24 protein-coding genes are annotated in these 22,348 nt (G+C 56.1%); 13 read left to right on the forward strand and 11 right to left on the reverse strand.

Annotation, left to right across the window (positions count from 1 at the left end; genetic code table 11):
- Positions 1 to 26: 26 nt before the first annotated feature.
- The 5 genes from hpf to mgtE all read left to right on the forward strand — a co-directional run bounded on the left by hpf (position 27) and on the right by mgtE (position 3,382).
- On the forward strand, positions 27 to 314 hold the full coding sequence (hpf, locus tag STH12_RS14945) for a ribosome hibernation promoting factor (protein ID WP_126168273.1): 288 nt from the start codon (positions 27 to 29) through the stop codon (positions 312 to 314).
- 2 nt (positions 315 to 316) lie between these two features.
- Positions 317 to 760 (forward strand): PTS IIA-like nitrogen regulatory protein PtsN, encoded by a 444-nt coding sequence (gene ptsN, locus STH12_RS14950; RefSeq protein ID WP_126168274.1) that lies wholly within the window; start codon positions 317 to 319, stop codon positions 758 to 760.
- The gene (gene rapZ, locus STH12_RS14955) at positions 757 to 1,608 is read left to right on the forward strand and encodes an RNase adapter RapZ (RefSeq protein WP_126168275.1); all 852 of its coding nucleotides are present in this window, start codon (positions 757 to 759) and stop codon (positions 1,606 to 1,608) included. The genes ptsN and rapZ overlap by 4 nt, the downstream gene beginning before the upstream one ends.
- Positions 1,595 to 1,870: an HPr family phosphocarrier protein gene (locus tag STH12_RS14960; protein ID WP_126168276.1), complete on the forward strand. Its 276-nt coding sequence runs from the start codon at positions 1,595 to 1,597 to the stop codon at positions 1,868 to 1,870. The genes rapZ and STH12_RS14960 overlap by 14 nt, the downstream gene beginning before the upstream one ends.
- A gap of 147 nt (positions 1,871 to 2,017) precedes the next feature.
- Positions 2,018 to 3,382, forward strand: coding sequence for a magnesium transporter (gene mgtE / locus STH12_RS14965; protein WP_126168277.1), 1,365 nt, complete (start codon positions 2,018 to 2,020; stop codon positions 3,380 to 3,382).
- Between the two features lie 12 nt (positions 3,383 to 3,394).
- On the opposite strand, the gene STH12_RS14970 is transcribed toward mgtE, so the two are convergent.
- From STH12_RS14970 to STH12_RS14980, 3 genes are all read right to left on the reverse strand, one after another.
- Positions 3,395 to 3,781, reverse strand: a complete 387-nt coding sequence (locus tag STH12_RS14970; RefSeq protein WP_126168278.1) for a hypothetical protein — start codon at positions 3,779 to 3,781, stop codon at positions 3,395 to 3,397.
- Between the two features lie 70 nt (positions 3,782 to 3,851).
- Positions 3,852 to 4,676: a molybdate ABC transporter substrate-binding protein gene (locus STH12_RS14975; protein WP_126168279.1), complete on the reverse strand. Its 825-nt coding sequence runs from the start codon at positions 4,674 to 4,676 to the stop codon at positions 3,852 to 3,854.
- Positions 4,677 to 4,849: 173 nt separating this feature from the next.
- Entirely contained in the window at positions 4,850 to 5,518 is a 669-nt protein-coding gene (locus STH12_RS14980; RefSeq protein WP_126168280.1) for a YiaD family glycine zipper/OmpA-like lipoprotein, read from the reverse strand.
- 386 nt (positions 5,519 to 5,904) lie between these two features.
- On the opposite strand from STH12_RS14980, the gene STH12_RS14985 reads away from it, so the two are divergent.
- The 6 genes from STH12_RS14985 (at position 5,905) to STH12_RS15010 (ending at position 12,712) form a co-directional block, all read left to right on the forward strand.
- A complete protein-coding gene (locus STH12_RS14985; RefSeq protein WP_164551222.1) occupies positions 5,905 to 6,159 on the forward strand; it encodes a transposase in 255 nt (84 codons plus the stop codon).
- Between the two features lie 99 nt (positions 6,160 to 6,258).
- A complete protein-coding gene (locus STH12_RS14990) occupies positions 6,259 to 7,404 on the forward strand; it encodes an FIST signal transduction protein (protein WP_126168282.1) in 1,146 nt (381 codons plus the stop codon).
- The gene (locus STH12_RS14995; protein WP_126168283.1) at positions 7,388 to 8,812 is read left to right on the forward strand and encodes a sensor domain-containing diguanylate cyclase; all 1,425 of its coding nucleotides are present in this window, start codon (positions 7,388 to 7,390) and stop codon (positions 8,810 to 8,812) included. The genes STH12_RS14990 and STH12_RS14995 overlap by 17 nt, the downstream gene beginning before the upstream one ends.
- Positions 8,813 to 8,910: 98 nt before the next feature.
- Entirely contained in the window at positions 8,911 to 9,525 is a 615-nt protein-coding gene (locus tag STH12_RS15000; RefSeq protein ID WP_126168284.1) for an ABC transporter ATP-binding protein, read from the forward strand.
- Positions 9,522 to 10,646, forward strand: coding sequence for a DUF6136 family protein (locus STH12_RS15005; protein WP_126168285.1), 1,125 nt, complete (start codon positions 9,522 to 9,524; stop codon positions 10,644 to 10,646). Before STH12_RS15000 ends, STH12_RS15005 begins: the two co-directional genes overlap by 4 nt.
- Before the next feature lie 161 nt (positions 10,647 to 10,807).
- Positions 10,808 to 12,712 (forward strand): sensor domain-containing phosphodiesterase, encoded by a 1,905-nt coding sequence (locus STH12_RS15010; RefSeq protein ID WP_126168286.1) that lies wholly within the window; start codon positions 10,808 to 10,810, stop codon positions 12,710 to 12,712.
- A 63-nt stretch (positions 12,713 to 12,775) separates the two neighbouring features.
- Here STH12_RS15010 and mnmC2 read toward each other — a convergent pair whose 3' ends face one another.
- From mnmC2 to STH12_RS15035, 5 genes are all read right to left on the reverse strand, one after another.
- The gene (gene mnmC2, locus STH12_RS15015; protein WP_126168287.1) at positions 12,776 to 13,486 is read right to left on the reverse strand and encodes a tRNA (5-methylaminomethyl-2-thiouridine)(34)-methyltransferase MnmC2; all 711 of its coding nucleotides are present in this window, start codon (positions 13,484 to 13,486) and stop codon (positions 12,776 to 12,778) included.
- 42 nt (positions 13,487 to 13,528) lie between these two features.
- Positions 13,529 to 14,071 (reverse strand): hypothetical protein, encoded by a 543-nt coding sequence (locus tag STH12_RS15020; RefSeq protein WP_237158877.1) that lies wholly within the window; start codon positions 14,069 to 14,071, stop codon positions 13,529 to 13,531.
- 96 nt (positions 14,072 to 14,167) lie between these two features.
- Positions 14,168 to 15,382 (reverse strand): winged helix-turn-helix domain-containing protein, encoded by a 1,215-nt coding sequence (locus tag STH12_RS15025; RefSeq protein ID WP_126169548.1) that lies wholly within the window; start codon positions 15,380 to 15,382, stop codon positions 14,168 to 14,170.
- Positions 15,383 to 15,473: 91 nt separating this feature from the next.
- Positions 15,474 to 16,226, reverse strand: coding sequence for an MBL fold metallo-hydrolase (locus STH12_RS15030; RefSeq protein ID WP_126168289.1), 753 nt, complete (start codon positions 16,224 to 16,226; stop codon positions 15,474 to 15,476).
- 181 nt (positions 16,227 to 16,407) lie between these two features.
- Positions 16,408 to 18,213, reverse strand: a complete 1,806-nt coding sequence (locus STH12_RS15035; protein WP_126168290.1) for an amidohydrolase — start codon at positions 18,211 to 18,213, stop codon at positions 16,408 to 16,410.
- Positions 18,214 to 18,531: 318 nt separating this feature from the next.
- On the opposite strand from STH12_RS15035, the gene STH12_RS15040 reads away from it, so the two are divergent.
- Positions 18,532 to 19,116 carry an excalibur calcium-binding domain-containing protein gene (locus STH12_RS15040; RefSeq protein WP_126168291.1) on the forward strand — a complete coding sequence of 195 codons (585 nt, stop codon included), beginning with the start codon at positions 18,532 to 18,534 and terminating at the stop codon, positions 19,114 to 19,116.
- 80 nt (positions 19,117 to 19,196) lie between these two features.
- On the opposite strand, the gene STH12_RS15045 is transcribed toward STH12_RS15040, so the two are convergent.
- Both STH12_RS15045 and STH12_RS15050 read right to left on the reverse strand, forming a co-directional pair.
- Positions 19,197 to 19,739, reverse strand: a complete 543-nt coding sequence (locus STH12_RS15045; protein WP_126168292.1) for a DUF4124 domain-containing protein — start codon at positions 19,737 to 19,739, stop codon at positions 19,197 to 19,199.
- 91 nt (positions 19,740 to 19,830) lie between these two features.
- Positions 19,831 to 20,070, reverse strand: coding sequence for a DUF3624 domain-containing protein (locus tag STH12_RS15050; RefSeq protein WP_126168293.1), 240 nt, complete (start codon positions 20,068 to 20,070; stop codon positions 19,831 to 19,833).
- 274 nt (positions 20,071 to 20,344) lie between these two features.
- Between STH12_RS15050 and STH12_RS15055 the strand changes: the two genes are divergently transcribed.
- Positions 20,345 to 20,995, forward strand: coding sequence for a glutathione S-transferase (locus STH12_RS15055; protein WP_126168294.1), 651 nt, complete (start codon positions 20,345 to 20,347; stop codon positions 20,993 to 20,995).
- A gap of 271 nt (positions 20,996 to 21,266) precedes the next feature.
- Here the strand turns inward: STH12_RS15055 and STH12_RS15060 are convergent, their stop codons facing one another.
- Positions 21,267 to 22,286 carry an OmpA family protein gene (locus tag STH12_RS15060; RefSeq protein ID WP_126168295.1) on the reverse strand — a complete coding sequence of 340 codons (1,020 nt, stop codon included), beginning with the start codon at positions 22,284 to 22,286 and terminating at the stop codon, positions 21,267 to 21,269.
- Positions 22,287 to 22,348: the final 62 nt, after the last annotated feature.

The following is a 22,348-nucleotide window of genomic DNA, read 5'->3' on the forward strand; positions in this document are numbered from 1 at the left end:
ACCGAGGTCATTGGAGGAAAGTGTCTATGCAAATCAACCTGACTGGGCATCACATCGAAATTACTGACTCACTGCGTGACTACGTCGAGAGTAAATTCTCCAAGCTTGAACGCCATTTCGAACAGATCAATAATGTGCACGTTGTTCTCAATGTTCAGAAATTGCAGCAAATCGCAGAAGCTAAGCTTCACCTCAACGGAGGCGAAGTATTCGCCACCTCAGAACATGAAGACATGTACGCCGCCATTGACGCCCTGATTGATAAACTGGACCGTCAGGTAATTAAACACAAAGAGAAACTGACCAAACATTAACGATGGAACTAAGTACCATCCTGGCGCCGGAGTGCACTAGCTGTGCCACTCCGGGCAGCAAGAAAAAGGTACTGGAACTGATTAGCGATCTCGCCGCAGCCCAGTACCCTTCCCTCTCTTCCCAAGAGATCTTTGAAAGCCTGCTGGCCCGCGAAAAGATGGGTAGCACCGGCATTGGTAATGGCATTGCCATTCCCCATGGTCGCCTGGGTAGTATCGATAAACCTCTCGCCGTACTCATCAAATGCGAAGAAGCCATTGGCTACGATGCCATCGACAAGCAGCCGGTGGACATTCTGTTCGCCCTGTTGGTGCCATCAGACCAATGCCAACAGCATCTGAGTACCCTGGCAGCCATGGCCGAAAAGCTCAACGACCGTCAGGTGTTGAAGCAATTGCGTAAAAGCCATGATGAAAAGGAACTCTACCAGGTAATCACAGGATGAAACTCGTCATTGTTTCCGGCCGCTCCGGCTCAGGGAAATCCGTTGCCCTGCGGGTATTGGAAGACTTGGGCTATTACTGCGTCGATAACTTGCCGCTGACCCTGATGGGCCCCTTACTGGAGCAGCTCAAAGGCAGCAGCGACAAGGTCGCCATCAGTATCGACATTCGCAATATGCCTGAGCAGGAAAAAGCGCTGGAACAGGAGCTTGCCAAACTGCCACCCGGGGTTGAGCTCACCAGTTTCTTCCTCAACTCCAGCGATAAAGTGCTGCTGAAACGCTACAGCGAAACCCGTCGTCTGCATCCATTGTCACGCAGCAAAGTCTCACTCCAGGAAGCCATCAAACTCGAAGGCAAACTGCTTGAGCCTGTGTCGCAATTGGTGGACCACTACATAGACACCTCCAATCTGAACGTCTATGAGCTGGCCGATGCTGTCAGGCAAATTCTGCTGGGGCGCACCGACAAAGAGCTGGTAATCATCTTTGAATCCTTTGGCTTCAAGCATGGCATGCCCACCGAGGCCGACTTTATGTTCGACGCCCGTTTCTTGCCAAATCCGCACTGGGAGCCAGCCCTTCGGCCGATGACCGGACTGGATGAGCCGGTGAAGCAGTTTTTGGAGCGTCAGGTGCTGGTCAACAAGTACATCTGGCAAATCGAAAACCTGCTGGAAACCTGGCTGCCGCATCTGGAGCGCAACAACCGCAGTTACCTGACCATCGCCATAGGTTGTACCGGCGGTCAGCACCGCTCGGTGTACATTGCCGACCAGCTGGCCAAACGTTTTGCCAACTCGCACCATAAGGTCGAGGCACGCCACAGGGAACTCAATGCCAAGGCTTGAGCGCGATATCACCATAGTCAATAAGCTCGGATTACATGCCCGCGCCGCCACCAAGCTGGCGGTACTGGCGTCTGAGTTCAAGGCCAGCGTGACCCTGGTACAGGGCGAAAAACAGGCTTCTGCCGCCAGTGTACTGGGGCTGCTGATGCTGGAATCCGGCATGGGCAAAACCATCCATATCATTGCCGAAGGCGATGAGGCCGAGCAGGCCATGGACGCCATCTGCAACCTTATCAACGCCTGCTTCGACGAAGAGTGCTAAACGCCCTCATACGACGGCAGACGATAGCGCAACTCCTCTCCCCAACTAAAACCATCGCAGCATATTGCACTGCACATTAGCGGTAATCTTCGTCTATCCCCCTATATTTGCTACCATATTGCCAATTCATCTCTTTGGGGAAAGGCGATGCCATTGGAACTTCTGGATAACGAACAGACCGAACTCAGACTGAGCCAGCTCAACGAAGCCCTCGGCAGCGGCATGTTTGTGCATGTGCGGCAAATGCTGCTCAATATGGCCGCCTCCGACATCGCCCTGGTGCTGGAATCCTCGCCGCCGCGCACCCGTCAGGTACTGTGGCAACTGATTGACCCAGAACTCGCCGGTGAAGTGCTTGAAGAGCTTGGCGAAGAGATGAAAGACAAGTTTATCCGCCAGATGAGTCCTGAGCGTCTGGCCCGGGCCGCCGCCGGTTTGGACACCGACGATCTGGCCTACATACTGCGATCGCTGCCGGACAGTCTCTATCGGCAAGTGTTGCAGTCCATGTCCAGCCAGGACCGGCTGCGTGCCGAGCAGGCGCTGTCTTACCCCGAAGAGAGCGCCGGCGGCATCATGAACACAGATACTGTCACCATTCGCCCCGACGTGAATGTGGATGTGATACTGCGTTATCTGCGCCTGCGCGGCTCTCTGCCCGAGGCCACCGACATGCTGTACGTGGTCGACAAGCAGGACGTGCTGATGGGCGGGGTAACCCTGGCTTCGCTTCTCACCTGCGACCCGGCTACCCCTATCCGCGAGCTGATAGATGAGAGCATCGATGGGATCCCGGTCAGCATGTCGGATACCGAGGCGGCTGCGCTGTTTGAGCGTCACGACTGGGTATCGGCCCCTGTGGTCGATTCCGATGGCAAGCTGCTGGGGCGGATCACCATCGATGACGTGGTCGATGTGATTCGAGAAGACGCCGAACACTCTATGATGGGTATGGCGGGGATGGATGATGACGAAGACACTTTCGGCCCTGTGCTCAAAAGCAGTGCCCGCCGCTCGCTATGGCTTACGGTGAATCTGTTCGCCGCCCTGCTGGCCGCCTCAGTAAGCAATATGTTTGAGTCAACGCTGGAGCAGTTTGCCACCATCGCGATTCTGATGACCATAGTGCCCAGCATGGGCGGTGTGGCGGGCAATCAAACCCTGGCGCTGGTGATCCGCGGCATAGCCCTTGGCCACATTGGCCAGAGCAACTCGCGCTGGCTGATTGGCAAGGAGCTTGCCATCGGCTTTTTAAATGGCCTGCTGTGGGCAGTGCTGGTGAGTCTGGCGGTGTGGCTGTGGAAGGATGATATCCGCCTAGGCGCCCTGATTGGTGGCGCCATGCTGATCAATATGACCATTGCGGGCCTGGCCGGTGCCAGTATTCCACTGCTGCTGAAAAAGCTTAAGATTGACCCGGCGCTCGCCGGTGGCATGGTGTTGACCACGGTAACGGATGTGATTGGCCTGTTTGCCTTTTTAGGCTTGGCAACGGCCTTTTTGATGCGCTGAAAGCACCTTGATTCAGGGAGCGGGCAGCCACTCAATGTCCGGCTGGTTTTCGCCGGACAACACCGACACACACTCTTTTTTGGTAACCACCAAAAACTCCCGTGGCGACAAATGACTGCTGGCCATAAAGCCGCTGCGTTTGCTCTCCTGTGCCAGCCAGCCGCCCTCGGACAACTGAAACAGCCAGCCATTGGATAGACTGAATTCGGCCCAGAACTCCAGCAAATCGCCTTCGTCCAACAGCCGTATACCCATCACCTTATCGAAGCTCACCACACAGCGTTTGCCCTCGATAACCAGCGACAGTTTCAGCATTCCCATACCGTAATCCAAAGAGGAGAGGTGCACCTCTTCTCCCAGACGATCTACAGCCAAGGCGACACCACGGGGATGACTCATGCTTGCCAGACTCCTGACGAAAAGATACTTCTCATTAAAAAGACTTATCTCTCATCTTGCAAGCCCGCCGTCACAGCGCTCTTGGCGGCGCAAAGCCATAACTGGCCAGAATCGCCTGTCCCTTGGGGCTTACAATAAAGTCGGCCAGGCCCTGGGCCTTGCTATCGATAACCAACAGGCCGTAGTCGGCGCCAACCGCCAGCGCCTCCGGCAGTGCCAGTACCTGTAATTCTTCAAATTCCTTCTGGGCCAGGCGTCCATTGGTGCAATAGGTCAAAAACACGTCCGCCTGTTTCTCACGCATCACATGGGCGTAGTTGTTAACACCCTTTGGCGGTTTGGGGCTGTCCGGGCCGCCGGTCAACTGACGAGCCTTGGCTTTGAGCTTCTCGGCCGCGCCTGCCACTTGTGCCTCGGCCAAATCGAAGGCGGCAAAAGCATAGTCTCCGGATGGATCGGCCTTGGGCGTAGAGGTGCCCACCACCACATCGGCAGACAGCAGGGTGTCGAGCAGGGTTTCTGTGCTTACCTTAAGCCCGGGCTGTGCCAGGGCGCAGAGCTGATTGCGGGCAAAGGGGGTCACTTCCAGTCCAAAACCTGCCGCCTTGAGGGTTTGCGGGTGCTTCATATTGGCCGAGGCAAACAAGGCCACCGACTCGCCCTGCTCAATCTGCTGGCGCAGCAGCCCCGATGGACCGTACTTGGCGGCAACCTCTGCGCCGCCCTGCTGCCTGAAGGCGGCTACCACCTCGTTCATCGCTGTCTTCAGGCTACCGGCAGCTCTGAGTTGCAACTGAGACTCATCGGGCATTTGAGCTGCAATTGCCTGTGGCAGGGCTTCGGCCTGTACCTGAGCGACCAGTAACAGCGCCAGTGCAATCAGTGATTTTTTCATTGAATTCATCCATGTAACTTATTTTAAGGCCACAGAAAAACCCAAAGCGGAAACCAACTCAAGTGTGGGGATCACAGATACGCATTTATAGGTCAAAGGCATGAAGCGCCAAGGTCCAGGCACAAAAAAAGGAGGCCTTGGCCTCCTTTTTTATTCATGAGCGGCGGGCGTTATCAGCCCAGCGGAGTCAGTACAATCTCAACACGGCGGTTCTGCGCGCGGCCTTCGGCAGTGGCGTTGGATGCGATTGGGCTTGCTTCGCCCATGCCCTGGGTCGATACGCGATTGGCTTTCAGGCCTTTGGCCAGCAGGTAGTTACCCACTTCGGAGGCTCGCACCTGAGACAGACGCAGGTTGTAGCTCTCGGCGCCGCTGGAATCGGTGTAACCCAACACATTCAGACGGGTTTTATCGTATTCCTTGGCCACCAGCGCCACTGAATCCAGCACCTGCATAGCACGTGGGCTCAGGTCGGTCTTGTCCACCGCGAAGGTCACTTCGTTGGGCATGTTCAGGATGATGGTGTCACCGCTGCGGGTTACGCTAACGCCGGTTGATTGCAGCTGCTGACGCAGCTTGGCTTCCTGCACATCCATGTAGTAGCCGATACCGCCACCCACGGCAGCGCCTGAGGCGGCACCAATCAGGGCGCCCTTACCGCGATCGCTCTTGCTGGACGAGGCGACACCCACGGCCGCACCGGCGACAGCACCGATAATGGCACCTGTAGTGGCGTTGGCAGTTTGCTGTTCGTTGGTGTAAGGGTTCACGGTGGCACAACCGCTGGTCAGGGTCGCCATCGCGATTACGGCACTCAGGCCAATCACATTGAACTTGTTCATCTATCTACCTCATCGTTATGTTGCGGCCAGTATATAGATGCCAAGATGACAAACAACTGAACGACTGCCGTTTGCTCAAGGGATGTGCGTACAGGCTTATCAACCGCCTAAAGTTTGCGCGCCCCCAATTGGTGCACCTTGCCCAGCAGCGGAGCAAAATAGCCCATAACCGCCAACCAGAAACGAAATAAATGCCTGTATTTAAACAACATTACAAGTTGACACCTTATTTGCATACTCACAACTGGGTATGCAGATAAGGAGCTCAACATGAAGTATTTGACCAAGCTCGTTAATCACCTCAAAGGTGAGTGGCACGACATCAGCGCTGTGGGCGTCAGCCAATGGGAACTGGGCCGGGAGACCCGCGACCGGAGGACAGGGCTATGATGATGCAGGCCATGCCACAACAGGCACGTCAGGAAGCCATCAATGCCGTGCTGGAAGGGGGCAGGATGCCCTCGGAAGTCGCCAGGGAACTCGGCATCGCCGGTAAAACCCTGCTGCGCTGGATAAAAGAAGAGCGCCAGCCAATGGCAAAACGCGCCAGCCGTCTGGAGCAGGAGGCCCGCAGCATGGAAGTCCGGCTGGCCGAGCTCAGGCAGGAAATTTCCGCCATGAAGGGTCAGCCACTGCGCTGAGATTTTGGCCCCCGCAACCTCACTTGTGCACAGCTTTTCTCGCCAAGCGGCAATGCTGTTCTAGACTAAAAGGAAGTGCACAAGACGCGGGGGCAATTGATGAAATCCGTTCAGACTCATTGGGATGGTGAGGCATGGAGCCCATGTGACCTGACCGGCTTCAACCTGGACACCACCCTGGTGCTGATTTTTGGCGACTTGCCGAATGCCATAGCGCCGGTGCAGGCGCTCAGGGAGCAATTGCCACAAGCGCAGTTTGCCGGTTGTACCACCGCAGGCGAAATCAGCAGCCATGGCGCCACCGATGATGTGCTGGTTGCAACCATCATCGCCTTTGAACATTCGCAGATAAAGCTGGCATCTACTCAGGTTGCCCGCCGGGAAGATTCGCGGGCGGCGGGCAGGCGTCTTGCCGATGCCCTCAGCGATGACGAGCTGCAATACATCATGATCATCAGCGATGGCATGACAGTCAATGGCAGTGAACTTGCCCGTGAACTGGTAGCAGTGCACCCCGGCGTGCCTGTGACCGGCGGCCTTGCCGGTGACGGCGCCCGCTTCAACGAAACCTTCACCCTGGCCAACGATAAACTGGCCACCCATCAGGTGGTGGCCATTGGCTTTTATGGCGATGCCTTGTCGGTGAGCTACGGCTCCCGTGGCGGCTGGATCCCCTTTGGCCCCATCCGCAAGATCACCGACGCCGAAGCCAATGTGCTTAAAGAGCTGGATCACGAAAGCGCTCTGACCGTGTATCGCCGCTATCTGGGCGAACAGGCAGACGAACTGCCTGCAGCGGGGCTGCGCTATCCACTCGAAATCATGGAAGAAGGCAAAAACACCACAGTGGTTCGAACCTTGCTGTCCATCAACGAGCAGGACGGCAGTGTGGTGTTTGCCGGAGACATTCCCAAGGGCGCCAGCGCACGGCTGATGCGTGCCAATGCCGAATCACTGATTGATGGTGCCAACCAGGCGGCCACCGCCTGCCAACAGGGCTGCAAGCACGGCAGCGAAGTCGCCATTTTGGTCAGCTGCGTCGGCCGGCGCCTGCTGCTGCGTCAGCTCGCCGATGAAGAAATCGATGAAGTCACTGCCGTCCTTGGCGACGATGTTATGGTCTGCGGCTACTACTCATACGGCGAAATCGCCCCCTTTGAAATGGGTGACTGCGCGGAGCTGCACAATCAAACCATGACGGTCACCAGCCTGTCGGAGCGAAAAGGCGATGCACCGACTGCTTAAACGCCAGCTCAGACGCTATTTCCCCGATGGCTTACCCGAGTCAGAGGCGCTGACGGCTTTTGTCAAATCGGTCAATGACTCCTACAAGAACTTCAGTCGCGATGAAGCGATTCTCGGGCACTCGCTGGATATCAGTTCCCAGGAGCTGAACGAGCGCAACGATACCCTCAACAGCCTGCTCGATGCGCTGCCGGACACCTGTATCTGGGTCGATGAATTTGAGGTGATCCGCGATATCCGCCTGGGGCAGCAGCTCGATGGCCTCTTCAGCGCCACCGACAAGTTCAAATCCCTCGACGACATCGCCCTTTTGAAAGGCCAGCACAGATTCAGAAGCCATTTGCTGAGTTGCCGCAAGAATAACCGGCCAGAGCTACACGAGTGCCAGTTGACCCTCGGCGATGAGCAAATCTTTATCGAGACCCGTTTTTCCCCGCTGAAGAACAAGCAGGTGTTGGTGGTGTTTCGCGATATCACAGTGCGCAAAGTGGTTGAACGCCTGAAGAACTCGGCGCTGGAGGAATCCCAGCGTTCAGGCAAACAATTGCAGGAGCTGATAAACGGCGCACCGATTGGCATCATGCTGATAGACAACACCTTTAACGTCATCATGGTCAACAGCTACGCCTCGGCCCACCTGGGCATGGCCAGCAGCGAGCTGCTGGGGCAGCGCTGCGACACCTTTATTGAACCCACCTTTCGCGAGCAATATCTCAGCGCCATAGGTCAGTGCTTCAGCTGCGATGACAGCGCCTGCGACAGCCGCTTCGATGTGAGTATGTGCTCACCCCGGCATTCGCCCTTTGAGGCAGAGCTGGCCTTCAGCACCTTCAACCACGGCGGCCGCCTGGTGCTCACCCAGGCCTTTACCGACATTTCGGCCCGCAAGCAGATGGAGAAAGAACTCCGACGGCTGGCCCAAACCGACCCCCTGACCGGGGTCGCCAACCGACGCTTTTTTATCACAAGGGGACAAGCCGCCTTCGATGGTTGCCGGCAAAGCGGTCAGCCACTCAGTCTGCTCGCCATGGATTTGGACCACTTTAAGTCTATTAATGATACCTACGGTCACGCCACCGGCGATGAAGTGCTCAAGTGCTTCTGTCGCACCCTGGAGGCAGTCGTGGGTCAGGATGCCTTGATTGGCCGCTTTGGCGGTGAAGAGTTCACCTTGCTGCTGCCGGGTACCGATAAGGCCGGGGCCGAGGCGATTGCATCGAATATTCTTTCCGGGGTAGCGCAGCAGCAACTGGAAACGGCCCAGGGTAACCTTGGCTTCACCACCAGCATAGGTGTGGCGAGTCTTGATGAGGCCGACAGCCACCTCGAGGCGCTGCTCAATCTGGCGGATGCCCGCCTCTACCGCGCCAAGCACGGCGGCCGCAATCGTTACTGCAGCGGAGATTGACTCAAAAAGCAGCAAGCGTCGGCAAAGCCCTACTCGGGCGAACTATTTTTCATTAACATGGCTCTATAAATACACATAAAACAGCCTTGGCCTCTCCCATGTTGACCCTGGAACGGGTAAATTTTGATTTCGGCGCCTCTTTGCTTTTTCGGGACCTCTCCATTGCCTTTCCCGGTTCGCGCCACCTGCTGCTTGGTCCCAACGGCAGCGGTAAAACCAGCCTGATGGCTATCATTGCCGGTTTGTACCGGCCTCTCAGCGGCCAGATTTTGTGGCACAACACCCCCATGACCGACCCTACCCGCCGGGTGTCTTTGTGCAGCGCGCTCATGGTGCTGCCCGACTTTATCAGCGCCGGTAAACTGCTTAAATTCTGGGAACAGCAATGGCAGCCGCAGCAAGCCGACATGGCCCAGCGGATCCGCGAACTGACCCTGATGCTGGACTTCCTGCCGCAACTGGGTTGCCGGGTAGGCCACCTCTCCAGCGGCAACCTGCAAAAACTCAAACTCATCATGGCACTGTCACGGCCGAGCGACATCTTACTGCTCGATGAAGCCCACTCCGCCATGGACAGCCGCGCCCGCGACGCCTTCTGGCGTCTGGCGGATAGCTATTCAGGCCTGATTATCGCCACCAGCCACGAAGGGGACGGCTTTGTCGCGCGGGGCTACGAGCCGCTGGCACTGGATAAGGTCAAGGCTGGCCAATGACCTACTGGCAACTGCGCATGGCGCTGCTGCGCCATCCCATCTCCGCCGCGTTGGCGGCACTGAATCAAAGTGGCCTGTTCGTGCTGACCATCATGGGCACGGCCCTGCCGGCGGTGTTTTTTCTTATCCTGCTGAATTTCGGTATCTTGCTTGACCACAATGTAGATGCCAGCGAACGCCTGCCAATATTACTGCACCTTATTCTGCTGCAAATTCTGTGGATGGGGCTGATGCGGGACGCCATTTTGGGGATGAAGGCCAAGTTGCTGCTGCGCTCAGTGCCCGGACATCACGCCCACCAGCGGGTCAGCATGTTGCTGGCCTCCATGGTGAACCCCTTGCTGTGGCCGCCGCTGGTCATTTTGCTTGGCAGCGCCCCCAGCGCCTGGCCTGCACTGGCCCCCCAGTGGTTGCTGCCGCTGCTATTGCTCGCGCTGCAATGGTGCTGCCTGTTTGCACCTGCCGGCGCCCTGCTGTATCTGCAATTGATTTTCGGCCTGAGCCTGCTGGATCTTACGCCACAGCAGGCCGATTGGCTGCTGTCGTTACCCGGGATGGTCAGCCTGTTGCTGTTGTTGCGGGTGTGTCAGCGCTTGCCAACCCGCTCGCTGACGCTGGCGCTGCGGCGCCTGTTTACCCGCCTGCCTGTGCCTGTCTTTGCCTATCTGGCTCAGGCGATGATCACCGAGGCGCTGCACGGCTTGGTGCTGAGGCTTACTCTGGCGCTGCTGACCATTGCCGCCGGGCATTTGGTGCAATCCCAGGTGGCGGAGTTTGCCGGGGCGGTGCAAACCGTGACTGTCTCTTTGCTCGGAGCTATCGCAGCCTCCTGGCAGTTTCCGTTGAATCGCTTTTTAAGTGACAAAGCCGTATTCTTGGCATCGCTGCCAAAACAGTTTCAAACCAAGATGTTACTGCTCGGACAGCCACTGGCTCTGGGGCTATTGATGTTCCAGTTCTGGCAATATCATGGCGAACACTGCTGGCTGCAATTGGGACTGTTTTGCCTGCAGCTTGGCTTTATCCAATATGTCACCCTCAGGGCCGAACGTCAGTACGCACTGGCGACCCTGCTCGCCATGTTTACCGCCATTGGTGGATTTCTTCTGCTAGCCAATTGATTGGCTTATTGTTTTAATAAGCAATCAGTGTTTCCCCACGATGAACTAGACTAAAAAGGAAACCTTGTCCTCGCACAAAGTCCTGTGGTTGTGATGTTGGTTCAATGGTCCATAGTTTTCGGAAGCGGCCCCAAGAGGCCGCAACCTGCGGAATAAGGGACATGGCTCAAATAGACACCCGAACAATTTCAGTACCCGCCAGCATGCTGGAAGGCTGGCAGGAAATCGTGGATCTGGTGGCCGACATCACCGAGTGTCCGGCCGCACTCATCATGCGTATCCACGCGAAAGAAATGGAAGTCTTTTCAACCAGTCGCAGCAGCGGCAATCCCTATGCACCCCATGCCCGTGATGATCTGGGGCACGGCCTCTATTGTGAGACTGTGATCAAAGAGCGGCGACCACTGGTGGTCCCCAATGCTCTTAACGATCCCGAATGGGACCACAACCCCGATATCAAGCTGGGGATGATTTGCTATTGCGGTCTGCCCATCTTTTGGCCGGACGACACCCCCTTCGGCACCATCTGTATTCTCGACAGCAAAGAGCGCCACTTCAGCGACCGCACATACTCGCTGCTCGGGCGCTTTCAATCGGCCATCGAAGGTCACTTGCAGGTGCTGTATCACAAGGCCGAAGTACAGGCGCTGAATCAGGAACTGGAAGCCAAGGTGCGGGAGCGCACCCAAAGCCTGGCCGAACTCAGTGCCCGGCTGCTAAAAGAAATTGAACAGCGCACCGCCGCCGAAGGTCATCTGGAGTTTCACCGCAGCTACGATGCACTGACGCACCTGCCTAACCGTGCCACCTTAACCCAGCGGCTGCAGGAAATGCTGCCGGTGATTAAGGACGACGAACAGCTCACCCTGATTTATTTCGGCCTGAAAAACTTCAAATCGGTGAACGACAGCTACGGCTATCTGGCGGGGGATCAAATTCTGGTCAGCCTCGCCCAGCGGCTGAGTATGAAGTTACCCGATGACTGGATTTTATCGCGCATTGCCGGCGCCGAATTTGTGCTGGCGGCCAGGCACGACAGAAACCCGGACCTTGCCGAGCAGGTGATTGAACGCATTCTGCACGACTGTTCAATCCCGTTCAGCGTCAACGACAACAGCATCACAGTGAAAACCAACCTTGGTGTAGCACTGGCGCCGATGGATGCCACGGATTCGGTGAGTTTGCTGCAACGGGCCAGCGCCGCCATGAGTATCAGCAAAAAGGAAGGCGCCGGGGTCTCTTACTTTGGTAAAGAGACCCAAAAGGCCGCCAATGAGCGGCTGCTGCTGGAGTCCCACCTGCTCGATGCGCTGCGCCTTGATGAGCTGCACGTCTATTTTCAGCCGCTGATGTGCCTGCGTCAGGGCGGCAAAATCATCGGCGCCGAGGCCCTGCTTCGCTGGCACAGCCCCGAGCTTGGCAATGTCGGACCTGACCGCTTTATTCCACTGGCCGAAAGCAACGGCCAGATCATTGAGATTGGCAATTATGTGCTGCATCAGGCGCTTAAGCAGGCGGCACGCTGGCATCTGCTGACCGAGCAGCCATTCAAGGTCGCGATAAACATTTCACCATTGCAGTTTCGCGAGCGCCATTTTGTGGAGCACATCGACGACCTGCTCAAGCTGTATCAACTGCCGCCCCAGAGCCTGGAGCTGGAAATTACCGAAGGCATACTGCTGCAGGATGAACATCACGCCAAAACCAGCCTCGCCAGACTGCGCCAGCTTGGGGTCAGCATCTCGCTGGATGACTTTGGCACCGGCTACTCCTCCCTCAGTTATCTGCAGAAATACGCCTTCGATACCCTGAAAATCGATCGCAGCTTTGTCAGCCATCTGGAGTTCAACGAGCAAAACCGCGAACTGACCCGCGCCATTATCGCCATGGCGCACAAACTGAATTTGGCGGTGATAGCAGAAGGGGTGGAAAACGCCTTTCAGGAAGCCTTTATTCGCGACGAAGGCTGTGATTATGCTCAGGGGTTTCTGTACGGCAAGGCGGTGGCCAGCGAGCATTTTGAAGCCATGCTGCTGACACAAAACGACCGTGATATTGGCAGTTAAAGCGCCTGGAATTAGTGCTCCGGGCATTTATGCTCACGCAAACCCGCTTTTAACTTCAAGCCGTTACTTAAAGTTAAAGCCTTTCCAGGCGCGGGTCATATGGCGACGCCCCATGGGGCCAGGGTAGGCTTCTACCCCGAAACCGGCGGCTTTCAAATCGCGCTTGAACTGACCGTTAGAGCAGTAAGACACCAGTAATCCCTGCTCAGCCAGATAGCGATACAGGCGCTGGAAATGCTCTCCCGCCCACAGCTCAGGTTGTTTCCTGGGGGCGAAGGCATCGAAGTACACCAGATTGAAACTGCCCTCGGCAAAGCTTTGCTGCTCAAGCTTGCCACGGATTTTGGTGAGCTCCAGCCCGGCCACCTCTGTGGTGGCATCCCAGGGTGCCTGGTGCAGCGCCGCCAAACAAGCCGTCAGTTCATCACGACTGCCATAATCACCACGCTTTGCCAGGCACTCGGCGTAATTCAGCTGCGCCACAATCTCGCTGCCAATGGGAAAAGGCTCCAGGGTAGTGAGGCTGACGTTAAGCCCGGCGGCTTTGGCCTTTTGCGCGGTGAGCAGCACATTCAGACCTGTGCCAAAGCCCACTTCGAGGATCCGGATTTGGCTGCTCTCGGGCAGTCTTGAATGAAGCGACAGCAAACCGGCATCAATGTACACATAGACAGATTCCGTCAGCGCCCCTTTGAACACATGGTAACTCTCATCCAGCTCGCTGTTGACCAGGGTGTGGGAGCCATCGGCGGTAAATTCTATCTGAACGCTCATCTGTCTTTCCTGAACTGCTTCGGACGTAAAACGCCGGGCATTTTACGCCACAGACCTGCCCTGTCCCAAATGTCCCTTCAACTGGAAACACAGCTCAACATATTGAATGGCTTCGGCGCGGCCAACCTGAAAATCTTTGGCATGGGCGACCTTATTGCGTAACCGACGCAGCTCAGTAAACAGCTTGCCTTTGGCGGTATCCAGATGACCGCCCATCACCAGCAGCTCCCCCATGTGTTTGTAGGGCGTCTCACTGTTAAGCTCAAGGGTAGGATTTTGCTTGCGAAGCAGCGCCTCGGCTTCATCCTCCACCTCGCCCCAGGCACCCAAAATGGCAGAATTGGGCAGATTCTCAACCGAGGCAATCAGCTGGGCTTTTTTATCAGACACCAGTTCAGGGAACGCCTGACGCGCCTCACGGCTGGCGGCTTTCAGCTCTTCGCCAAACTCCATCTCAAAGTCTTTGTATTTGAGTTTTTTGGCCTGCGGCAGCAGCTGTGCCAGGGGGCGCCGAAGCAGCAGACTCAGGCCAACGATGACGGCGGGCCAAATCAGAATATCCAGCAGTGACAGGGTAAATTGCATCCAGTTCAAGGGGTGCTCCGTGCAGAGGAAAAACCAAATCGGCCTACATGATGCCAGCGCTTGCCCCGACCTGCAAAGCCCTGTGTTTTGAAGGGGCTAAATCCACACCTGGCGTGAGAAATGGCGCTTGAGTCTTGCATCACTTGCGCCCTCAAGCTTCCAGCGTTTCAGACCATTGAAGCGGCAAAACTCGCCGAAGGCCTCGGCCAGTGGCTCTAAAAATGCCTTGAAGTTGCCATCAACACCAACAGCCGCCGGTTCCAGAGTCAGGTATTTAAGCCGCAGCAGTCCCTTTTCACGGTCTGCTTTCACATCCACCCGGCCGATAAAGGTGTCCTGCCACAAAATGCCCAGACAATAGTAACCAAAGCGGCGTTTGGGCTCGGGCAGATACACTTCAATCTGGTAATCAAAATCGAACCATTGCTTCAGCCGCGCCCGCTGGATCAGCAGATTATCGAACGGATTGAGCAGCCACACTTTGTCCGGCAATTCAGGCAGTTGCAGATTGGGCCGAAAATACCTGCGCTCGGCCCCCTGTTTGAAGCACGACAGCTCTCTAGCCTCCACCATGGCATCCAGCGCCGTGGTCACGCTCGCCTTAAGGCCGCTTCTGAGGTAGGTCATCTCCTTCAGGCTGCCATGACCCTGGGCATCAAGGTAGCGGCCAATCAGGTAACGGGCATATTCATCCTCGGTTGGCGGCCGTTGATCGACACCGGCAGGCAGCACCCGCTCACTGAGGTCATACACCTTTTGAAAACCATCGCGGCGCACCACCATAAGCTCGCCTTCCATAAAGAGCTGCTCCAGCGCCTTTTTGGCGGGCTTCCAGTCCCACCAGGGGCCGGATGTATGGCCTTTATGTTCAAAATCAGAGGCTTTTAATGGCCCTTCTGCGCCGATACGCTCGCGCACCATACGCATCTCATCACTGTCTTTATCGAACCAGTGGCGGCCACCATTTTTCAGTGCCAGCTTCCTCGGCAGGCTGAAGCGATAGTCAGCCATCGGCAAAAACGCCGCAGCGTGGGACCAATATTCAAAAATCTGTTTGTCTGCCAGCGCCTGCTCCAGAGCATCCGGCGCAAAATGGGGCATGCGACTGTGCAGTACATGTTGATGGGCGCGGGCCGCCACCTGTATCGAGTCAATCTGCACATAACCAAGTTGGCTGACACAGGCGGTCACATCCGCAGGCGGCGACAGCAATCCCTGGGCGGCAATATTAATGGCTCGCCATTCTTGCTGGGAAAAGGGAGATGCGGCTGGCCCAGCAGCCGGTTTGGTCGCTGCCTGCCGCCGGGCCAAAGGCTGCGCTGCGTTGGAAGACTGGGTCACTGTTGTTCCTGCAACAAATGCAAAAAACCATGATGCCGGGCGACAGGCCCTCACACAAGTGTCAGCTGCGCCCCAGGATCTGCTTTAACTTGGCTTTCACCGAGCGCCAGTGGGTCATAGGCACGCTGGGCGCCTGTTCCAATACCCGATCAAGGTCAATCTCTTCCAGGCTTGCTTCGCCGCCGTGGGCCAGTAACACCCGGGCGGGCGCCAGACACTTGAGCTTCATCAACGAGCTTTTGTAACGGTTGGGATAAAACAGTGGAAACGGCGGAATGTAGCGGCCCTTCACCTTCACCAGCAGATCGGCCACGTAAATGCAGCCCTCATCTTCGTGCAGCAGCGCCAGATCCCGGTCGGTATGCCCGGGACAATGAAACACCCGCCATTCGGGGAACCCGGGCAATCGGCTATCGTCGCCAAGCAGCACATCTGCCCTCAGCTTGTGGCTATACCAAAACCACTTGAGCGGCCGCCCCATGCGTTTGGCGACCCAGGCGGCCAGCGCCATATCGGTCAGGTGCATGGCGATACCATCGAGACCGCGATACCAGTGTCCGGGCACATCGGCAGCCACTATTCGGGCGCCGGTTTTACCCTTGAGCCGCGCGGCACCACCGGCATGATCGGGGTGCATATGGGTTACTACCACCAGCTTAAGATCGGTCAGTGCCCGCTTGAGTTCTTCGCGGATAAAGCGGCAGACTTCGGCCACATCGGCGCGGCAACAGCCATCCAGCAGCACCAGTCCCTGGGGATGCTCGGCAAGATAAATAGTTTGGATATGGCCCTGTAAGCGGTGAAGGCGGTACATAATCGTTCCCTGAAGCATGGTGTTCTGATTATGGCCAAACTCATCTGACCACTCAAGTTCTCTGATTGCCTCTTTAGTCGAAGCCCTTATCGCCCTCTGATAAGCAGCAGTTGGCAGAACCACACAATTAAAAAGCCCCGCCGGGCGGGGCTTTCGGGAGACTGAACAGGTTCAGCGATTATCAGTGCATATGATGCAGCATGCCGGCACCTGCCATGGCAACCGCGGCCACCTTGGCGCATTTATCAGAACCTGCACAGCCGCTTGCGGCAGTGTGGGTGGCAGTCGCACGGCTGTAGACAGTCACGCCGTCTTTGATGGTTTGTTCCACCTTGATGTCGGCAATGGTTTCAGGCTTCACTTTCAGCGGATTGGCTGACAGCACCACCATGTCGGCATTTTTGCCTACTTCCAGAGAGCCTTTGGACTTCTCTTCCCGGTACTGGGTAGCCGCCCACAGGGTTTGCGCCTTCAGACCTTCAAGCGGTGTAACCCGCTGATCCGGCCCGATTTCACGGCCAGTGCGGCTGATGCGGTTAACGGTGGCGTAGTACACCCGCATGGAGTCAGGCAGGGCTACCGGAGCATCGTGGTGCGAGGTAAAGATCATCCCCAACTGACGCGCCCAGCCGGTGGGCGAGATGTGCGAGGCTCGCTCTTTCCCCAGCACTGAGTCACTGTGCCAGTCCCCCCAGTAGAAGGTATGCATGGGGAAAAACGATGGGAAAATACCGAGGCGATTGAAGGACTCGACCTGATCCTTACGGGCGGTTTGGGCGTGGATAGCCACAAAGCCCCGGTCTGCTTTACCGTGCTTTTTCTCACTGGCAGCCACCGCCTTAATCAGCTGATCGATGGCCGCATCCCCATTCACGTGGGTCAGCAGCTGCCAGCCGTTGGCCTGGGCCAGCTCCACATATTTGGCAGCATCATCATCACTCATGCTGGCATAGCCCTTGTAGCCGGGCTGCTGGCCCTCGGGTGGTACCAGATAGGGCTCGGTCAACCAGGCGGTTTTACCCTGGGGCGAGCCGTCCAGATTCAGCTTGGCACCCGCCACACGGAAACCATTCATATACACATCAGAAAGATACGGCGGCTTAATCACGCTTTGCGCCACCTGAATGTCCGGGTACACGGCCACATCCAGTTTGAGCTTGCCGTCTTTGGCCACCTTGTACATGGTTTCAACCGCGGAGGTCGATGCGCGGCCTTCCTGAGCCGTGGTGTAACCGTAGCTGGCGTACAAATCCATACCCGCCTTGAAAATCACTTCGTTTTCTTCGGGCTTGAGCTTGGCAAACATCGGCATCAGGGCGCCGAAGAAGGCAATCTCTTCCAGCACGCCGTTGGGGGTCTTGCCATCGGCTTCGCGGCGAATTTTACCGCCCTCGGGATCTTTGCTGTCGGGGGAGAAACCCGCCAACTCCAGCGCCTTGGTGTTGAATGTGGCCAGGTGTCCCGACTGGTGGATGATGAGCACAGGCATATCTTTAGCCACCGCATCCAGCTCCTGACGGGTTGGGTGACGCTTTTCCTTCAGTTGCGAGTCATCATAACCAAAACCGAGCACCACACCATGCTGCTGGTTTTCTGCTTTGGCGTACCAATCTTTGAGGGTTTGTTGCAGCGAGGCGATGTCGGTCACTTCGCCATCCGGTGGCGCCAGCAGGTTAGCCGCCAGCGCCTGAATGCCGGTATTGAATACATGGCCGTGGCCATCCATAAAGCCCGGGATCAGGGTTTTGCCGCCAAGGTCGACCACTTCAGTATCGGGAGATTGCAGCCGCATCACGTCCGCTTTGCTGCCGAGGGCGAGGATTTTGCCGTTTTTCACCGCCAGGGCTTCAACTTCCGGCAGGGCATCATTCACGGTAACTATGTCACCACCGAAATAAATCAAGTCCGCCATGGGCTTGGTCGGACTGGTGGCCTGTGCCCCAAAGGCCGCAGCGGCCATGCTGAGTGCAATAAGTGAGTGTTTCATTGTGGCTCCTTGGATTGCCCGGGAATCCCTCCCGCAGATAAATCCGAAGATACCAGCTCATGTGCAATAAATAACCGTGAGACAATCGCAGATCCTTACTTTGCAAACAAAAGTTGCACTTGTAGCGGAGAATGTCACCAAATTGTATACAAAACTTGTTTCCTAAGACCTAAGCCGTTAAAGTAGCACGCAAATATTCGGAGCCATTGGCATCGAATAATAACTATAAGGCATCGGCCATACGCAATTCAGGGATGAAGCGCCAACCAGTAATCTGGCTCATCCCTGCCCCTCGGGGCACATTACAGGGAATACAGGATGCAACGCGGCACACTGATCAGATGGAACGCCGATCGGGGTTTTGGTTTTATCAAACCGGAACGAGCCGATGCTGACGACATTTTTATTCATATCTCCTCTTTGAAACATATGATACGGACGCCACAGGTTGGCGATATCATTCTGTTTCAAATAGAAATTCCAGCAGATGGCAAACCCCGGGCCGGTATCGCCCGCATCGAAGGCGTTCCCATCAAAGCGCCCTCCACCAAGCAAAACCCTTCATCGACCTCAGGCCTGTCGGTTGGCAAGCTGCTTAAAGGGGCTGTGTTGCTGGGGCTGATTGCCTTTGCCATTCCCAAGATTGCCCCTATGGTCCATGCGCTGATGGCGCCAACAAACAAGCTGCAACCAGACAGCCAGTATGCGCTGCCGGACACAGATTTGGCGCCGCTGCGGCCGGTAGCCGAGGCCCCGAGTTTTCGCTGTGAAGGCAAAACCTATTGCAGTGAAATGCGCTCCTGTGAGGAAGCCACTTTCTATATCAACAACTGCCCGAACACCAAGATGGACGGCGACAGAGATGGCATCCCCTGCGAGAGTCAGTGGTGTGGTCGCTTCTAAAACGGAACCCAAGCTGCTTTAAATCCTAACAACAAAAAAGGCGCCTCCGATGAGCGCCTTTTTCGTTGCTGTCATGCTGACTAGAAACACATACCTTTTCGAAGATACTGATAGCCCACACCATTAGCCAATGTCATGGTGCTGCCGTTGAACGACACTACTTCCCAGTCACCCACCAGCTTATTTTTCGACTGAATACTCACTCCGTCGAGATGATATTCACTGAACATTTCCTGTCCCTGGCGGAACGCTGAACTCACGGTGTAGGACATCTGCTTGTAATCACGAAAGTTCCAGACACCGGGGTCTTCATCATGATAGATATGCTCACCATCGTTACTGAGGCCATAGGCACACCAAACACCCAGAAGACCATCACGGCTCACTCGCCCCGCGGCCCCCGGCGGCAACGACTGACTGGCAAGCGCTTGTTTCATTTTCAGTGACTTACGTCTGTTGCCCGGTTCCAGTTTCTGCTCGGCTTCCCCCGGCTGACAAATATCATCCTGAAAACGGATTTTGCCATCAGTGCCAACACAGCGATATACCTGCGCCATGGCCTGTGACGGCCCAAGGCTTCCCCCCAGCAACAGCAGCAAAATGCCCATTATCGGCACACGCACCCTGAACTCCTTTTCGCAACTCTTGTGATGTTCAACAGCATCTTAATTCAACAGAAAGTTATATCACCCGGCAACGGCTTTGGGTATGGCTTTATTGCCGCCCCAGGGCATGCCGCCAGCCCCACACCAACAGATGCAGCGCCAGCAACAAACTCCAGGCCAGACAGAAAAACAGCAGCGCAATAGAACCGACACAGGCTGGAGTATCACTAAACAGCCAATACCACGCGGGCCAGCCAAGCAGACACAAGGCTGCGAGCATCAGCATGCAACGGCGGCAGCGGCCGATTTTTTGCCGGAAAATGGATGATGCGCAGTTATCGCAGGCCATGGCCGTCCTTGTTCATTGCTGACTCGCGGCTATTGTACCCAAATCATCGCGTTACCTGAACCAAGGTTCTTTCCAAACAACCAGTCTTCCCAATTAGCCAGTCTGCTCAAACAACCCTTCTGCTTAAACAAAGGTATTATCCAAGCCAAGCCTCCAAGCTACAGCGTCCAAGCTACAGCCACTTAGGTACAGCCACTTAAGTACAGCCACTAAAGTACGGCCACCGGCGTACATATGTTAAAGTGCCCCTCATTCCAAATAACAGGCGCCTCAGATGCACCACAAGCTGCCACTGCTGTACAGTTTTCGTCGCTGCCCCTATGCCATGCGTGCCCGTATGGCGCTGATTTTGTGCCAAATCCAGGTGCGAGTGCAGGAAATCAGCCTCAAGGCCAAACCCGATGGATTGCTTGCGGCCAATCCCAAAGGCACTGTACCTGTGCTGGTGAAGCCTGATGGCGAGGTGATAAGCGAAAGTCTGGACATCATGCTATGGGCCATTGAGATGAGCCAGAATAGTGCAATAAGAGCACAGCTCACCTATCAGCAGGAACAAGCACTTACGCTTATCACAGCCAACGATATCGACTTCAAGCCCTGGCTGGATAAGTACAAGTATTTCGACCGTTATCCCGACGCTACTCAGCAGGACTACCGTGACAGAGGCTGCGAATTTTTGGCTCTGCTGGAGCAGCGCCTTGCTCAAACGCCCTGGCTGCTTGGCGATAACCCCAGTCTGGCAGACATTGCCATCTTTCCGTTTGTCCGCCAGTTTGCGGCTGTGGATCCGGCCTGGTTTGCCAGTGCTCCCTATGCGGCGCTGAGACACTGGCTCGATAACTGGCTGACGCATAGCGCGTTTACCGCTTGTATGTACAAGTATCCCGAGCTCGGCGAGCCTGTGATACTGAAACTTGCCGACTGAATCTGAGTTCAAATACAAAAAAGCCCGCTCACTGAGCGGGCTTTTCTTTGGGTTTCCCCCTGGAATAAAAAGAGCCCTTGCGGGCCCCGGGTTTGACTGACAATCGCCAGAGGCAAGCCTTGATCGACGTTCTGTCGGAGAAAGGCGACCGGGGGAGTGAACATAGTTGTTGAGTCGCTATGAACTGGACGCCTTCCCACGCCGGTCAATTGGCCCCGAAGGGCCTGGCACTGCATCCGGTGACTTGTCAGCTCACCCTAAACTGAGGTGATTAAGGCGCTACCTGGATTTGCTTTTCGGCAGTCAGGGTCACAATCACACGGCGCTCCAGCTGACGTTCATTGATGCTGTCGCCATGGGCCTGAGTTTCACCTTCGGCGCGCTGATCCATGGACTGCACGTCAACACCGTGGCTGGCCAGATAATCGGTCACTGTGGCAACACGCTTCTCAGACAGCATCTGGTTGTAGCTGGCATCGCCCTGGTTGTCGGCCTGACCGATAAGCACAATGGCGTCTTTGTCGTTTTGCTTCGACAGGTCCACGATTTGGTCCAGCTTGGCCTGACCTTCACCGGTCAGGGCGGCTGAATCGAAGCCAAACAGTACCGCCACACTGGCGCTTTCAACTTTGGTTTCGTACTTGGGTTCAACCGGCTCTGGCTGAGGCGCTGGTTCCACCACAGGAGCCACCACGGCAACCGGGGTTGGCTTGGCGCCAAAGCGGTAGGTCAGCTGCACGCCAACGGTTTCGGCGTCCATATGGGCGGTTTCCCATGCGGTTTCATCGATGTCGGTGAAACGGCGGTACTTGGCAGTCACGTCCATATTGTCGGTGATGCGATAGCCGATACCGGCGCCCACATAGGGAGAGGTGTCAGTGGCACTCACGTACTTGCCCACGCCCATCTGGTGCTCGAGGTGGTACTGATAGGCACCCGCCTCACCGGTCAAAAACCATTTTTCAGACAGTGGCAGGGTACCCACAATGCCGAGGGTGGCACCGCTCACGTCGATGTTCTGCCCCTGAGCTGCTGCACCGCGCATATCGGTGGCATCCAGGGTGCCCAGGTCTTGCCAGCCAGCTTCGACGGCAAAATATTTGTTCAGTTGATAACCTGCAACAGCATTCCAGGCGGTGTCGTCACCGTCTTTCAGGTGGCTGTCGGTGCTGACATTGTTGAAGTCAGTCTGGCCGGCGCCGGCGCCGAAGTAGAAACCGCTCTCAGGTGCTGCGGCGTTGGCATAAGAGGTAGCAGCAATCAGGGCCAGTGCAATCATTGACTTTTTCATCGTTCACTCCTTGGTGTTGAAATACTTTGTTTTCGAAAGTGAGGCCATTGTAGGCAAGGCTG

The sequence above is a fragment of the Shewanella khirikhana genome (assembly GCF_003957745.1).
GTDB classification, from domain to species: domain Bacteria; phylum Pseudomonadota; class Gammaproteobacteria; order Enterobacterales; family Shewanellaceae; genus Shewanella; species Shewanella khirikhana.

Bases quoted from the DNA above. Each gene is read 5' to 3' on its own strand.
- hpf (WP_126168273.1), top strand. From the start codon at position 27: ATGCAAATCAACCTGACTGGGCATCACATCGAAATTACTGACTCACTG.
- ptsN (WP_126168274.1), top strand. From the start codon at position 317: ATGGAACTAAGTACCATCCTGGCGCCGGAGTGCACTAGCTGTGCCACT.
- rapZ (WP_126168275.1), top strand. From the start codon at position 757: ATGAAACTCGTCATTGTTTCCGGCCGCTCCGGCTCAGGGAAATCCGTT.
- STH12_RS14960 (WP_126168276.1), top strand. From the start codon at position 1,595: ATGCCAAGGCTTGAGCGCGATATCACCATAGTCAATAAGCTCGGATTA.
- mgtE (WP_126168277.1), top strand. From the start codon at position 2,018: ATGCCATTGGAACTTCTGGATAACGAACAGACCGAACTCAGACTGAGC.
- STH12_RS14970 (WP_126168278.1), bottom strand. From the start codon at position 3,781: ATGAGTCATCCCCGTGGTGTCGCCTTGGCTGTAGATCGTCTGGGAGAA.
- STH12_RS14975 (WP_126168279.1), bottom strand. From the start codon at position 4,676: ATGAAAAAATCACTGATTGCACTGGCGCTGTTACTGGTCGCTCAGGTA.
- STH12_RS14980 (WP_126168280.1), bottom strand. From the start codon at position 5,518: ATGAACAAGTTCAATGTGATTGGCCTGAGTGCCGTAATCGCGATGGCG.
- STH12_RS14985 (WP_164551222.1), top strand. From the start codon at position 5,905: ATGATGATGCAGGCCATGCCACAACAGGCACGTCAGGAAGCCATCAAT.
- STH12_RS14990 (WP_126168282.1), top strand. From the start codon at position 6,259: ATGAAATCCGTTCAGACTCATTGGGATGGTGAGGCATGGAGCCCATGT.
- STH12_RS14995 (WP_126168283.1), top strand. From the start codon at position 7,388: ATGCACCGACTGCTTAAACGCCAGCTCAGACGCTATTTCCCCGATGGC.
- STH12_RS15000 (WP_126168284.1), top strand. From the start codon at position 8,911: ATGTTGACCCTGGAACGGGTAAATTTTGATTTCGGCGCCTCTTTGCTT.
- STH12_RS15005 (WP_126168285.1), top strand. From the start codon at position 9,522: ATGACCTACTGGCAACTGCGCATGGCGCTGCTGCGCCATCCCATCTCC.
- STH12_RS15010 (WP_126168286.1), top strand. From the start codon at position 10,808: ATGGCTCAAATAGACACCCGAACAATTTCAGTACCCGCCAGCATGCTG.
- mnmC2 (WP_126168287.1), bottom strand. From the start codon at position 13,486: ATGAGCGTTCAGATAGAATTTACCGCCGATGGCTCCCACACCCTGGTC.
- STH12_RS15020 (WP_237158877.1), bottom strand. From the start codon at position 14,071: ATGCAATTTACCCTGTCACTGCTGGATATTCTGATTTGGCCCGCCGTC.
- STH12_RS15030 (WP_126168289.1), bottom strand. From the start codon at position 16,226: ATGTACCGCCTTCACCGCTTACAGGGCCATATCCAAACTATTTATCTT.
- STH12_RS15035 (WP_126168290.1), bottom strand. From the start codon at position 18,213: ATGAAACACTCACTTATTGCACTCAGCATGGCCGCTGCGGCCTTTGGG.
- STH12_RS15040 (WP_126168291.1), top strand. From the start codon at position 18,532: ATGCAACGCGGCACACTGATCAGATGGAACGCCGATCGGGGTTTTGGT.
- STH12_RS15050 (WP_126168293.1), bottom strand. From the start codon at position 20,070: ATGGCCTGCGATAACTGCGCATCATCCATTTTCCGGCAAAAAATCGGC.
- STH12_RS15055 (WP_126168294.1), top strand. From the start codon at position 20,345: ATGCACCACAAGCTGCCACTGCTGTACAGTTTTCGTCGCTGCCCCTAT.
- STH12_RS15060 (WP_126168295.1), bottom strand. From the start codon at position 22,286: ATGAAAAAGTCAATGATTGCACTGGCCCTGATTGCTGCTACCTCTTAT.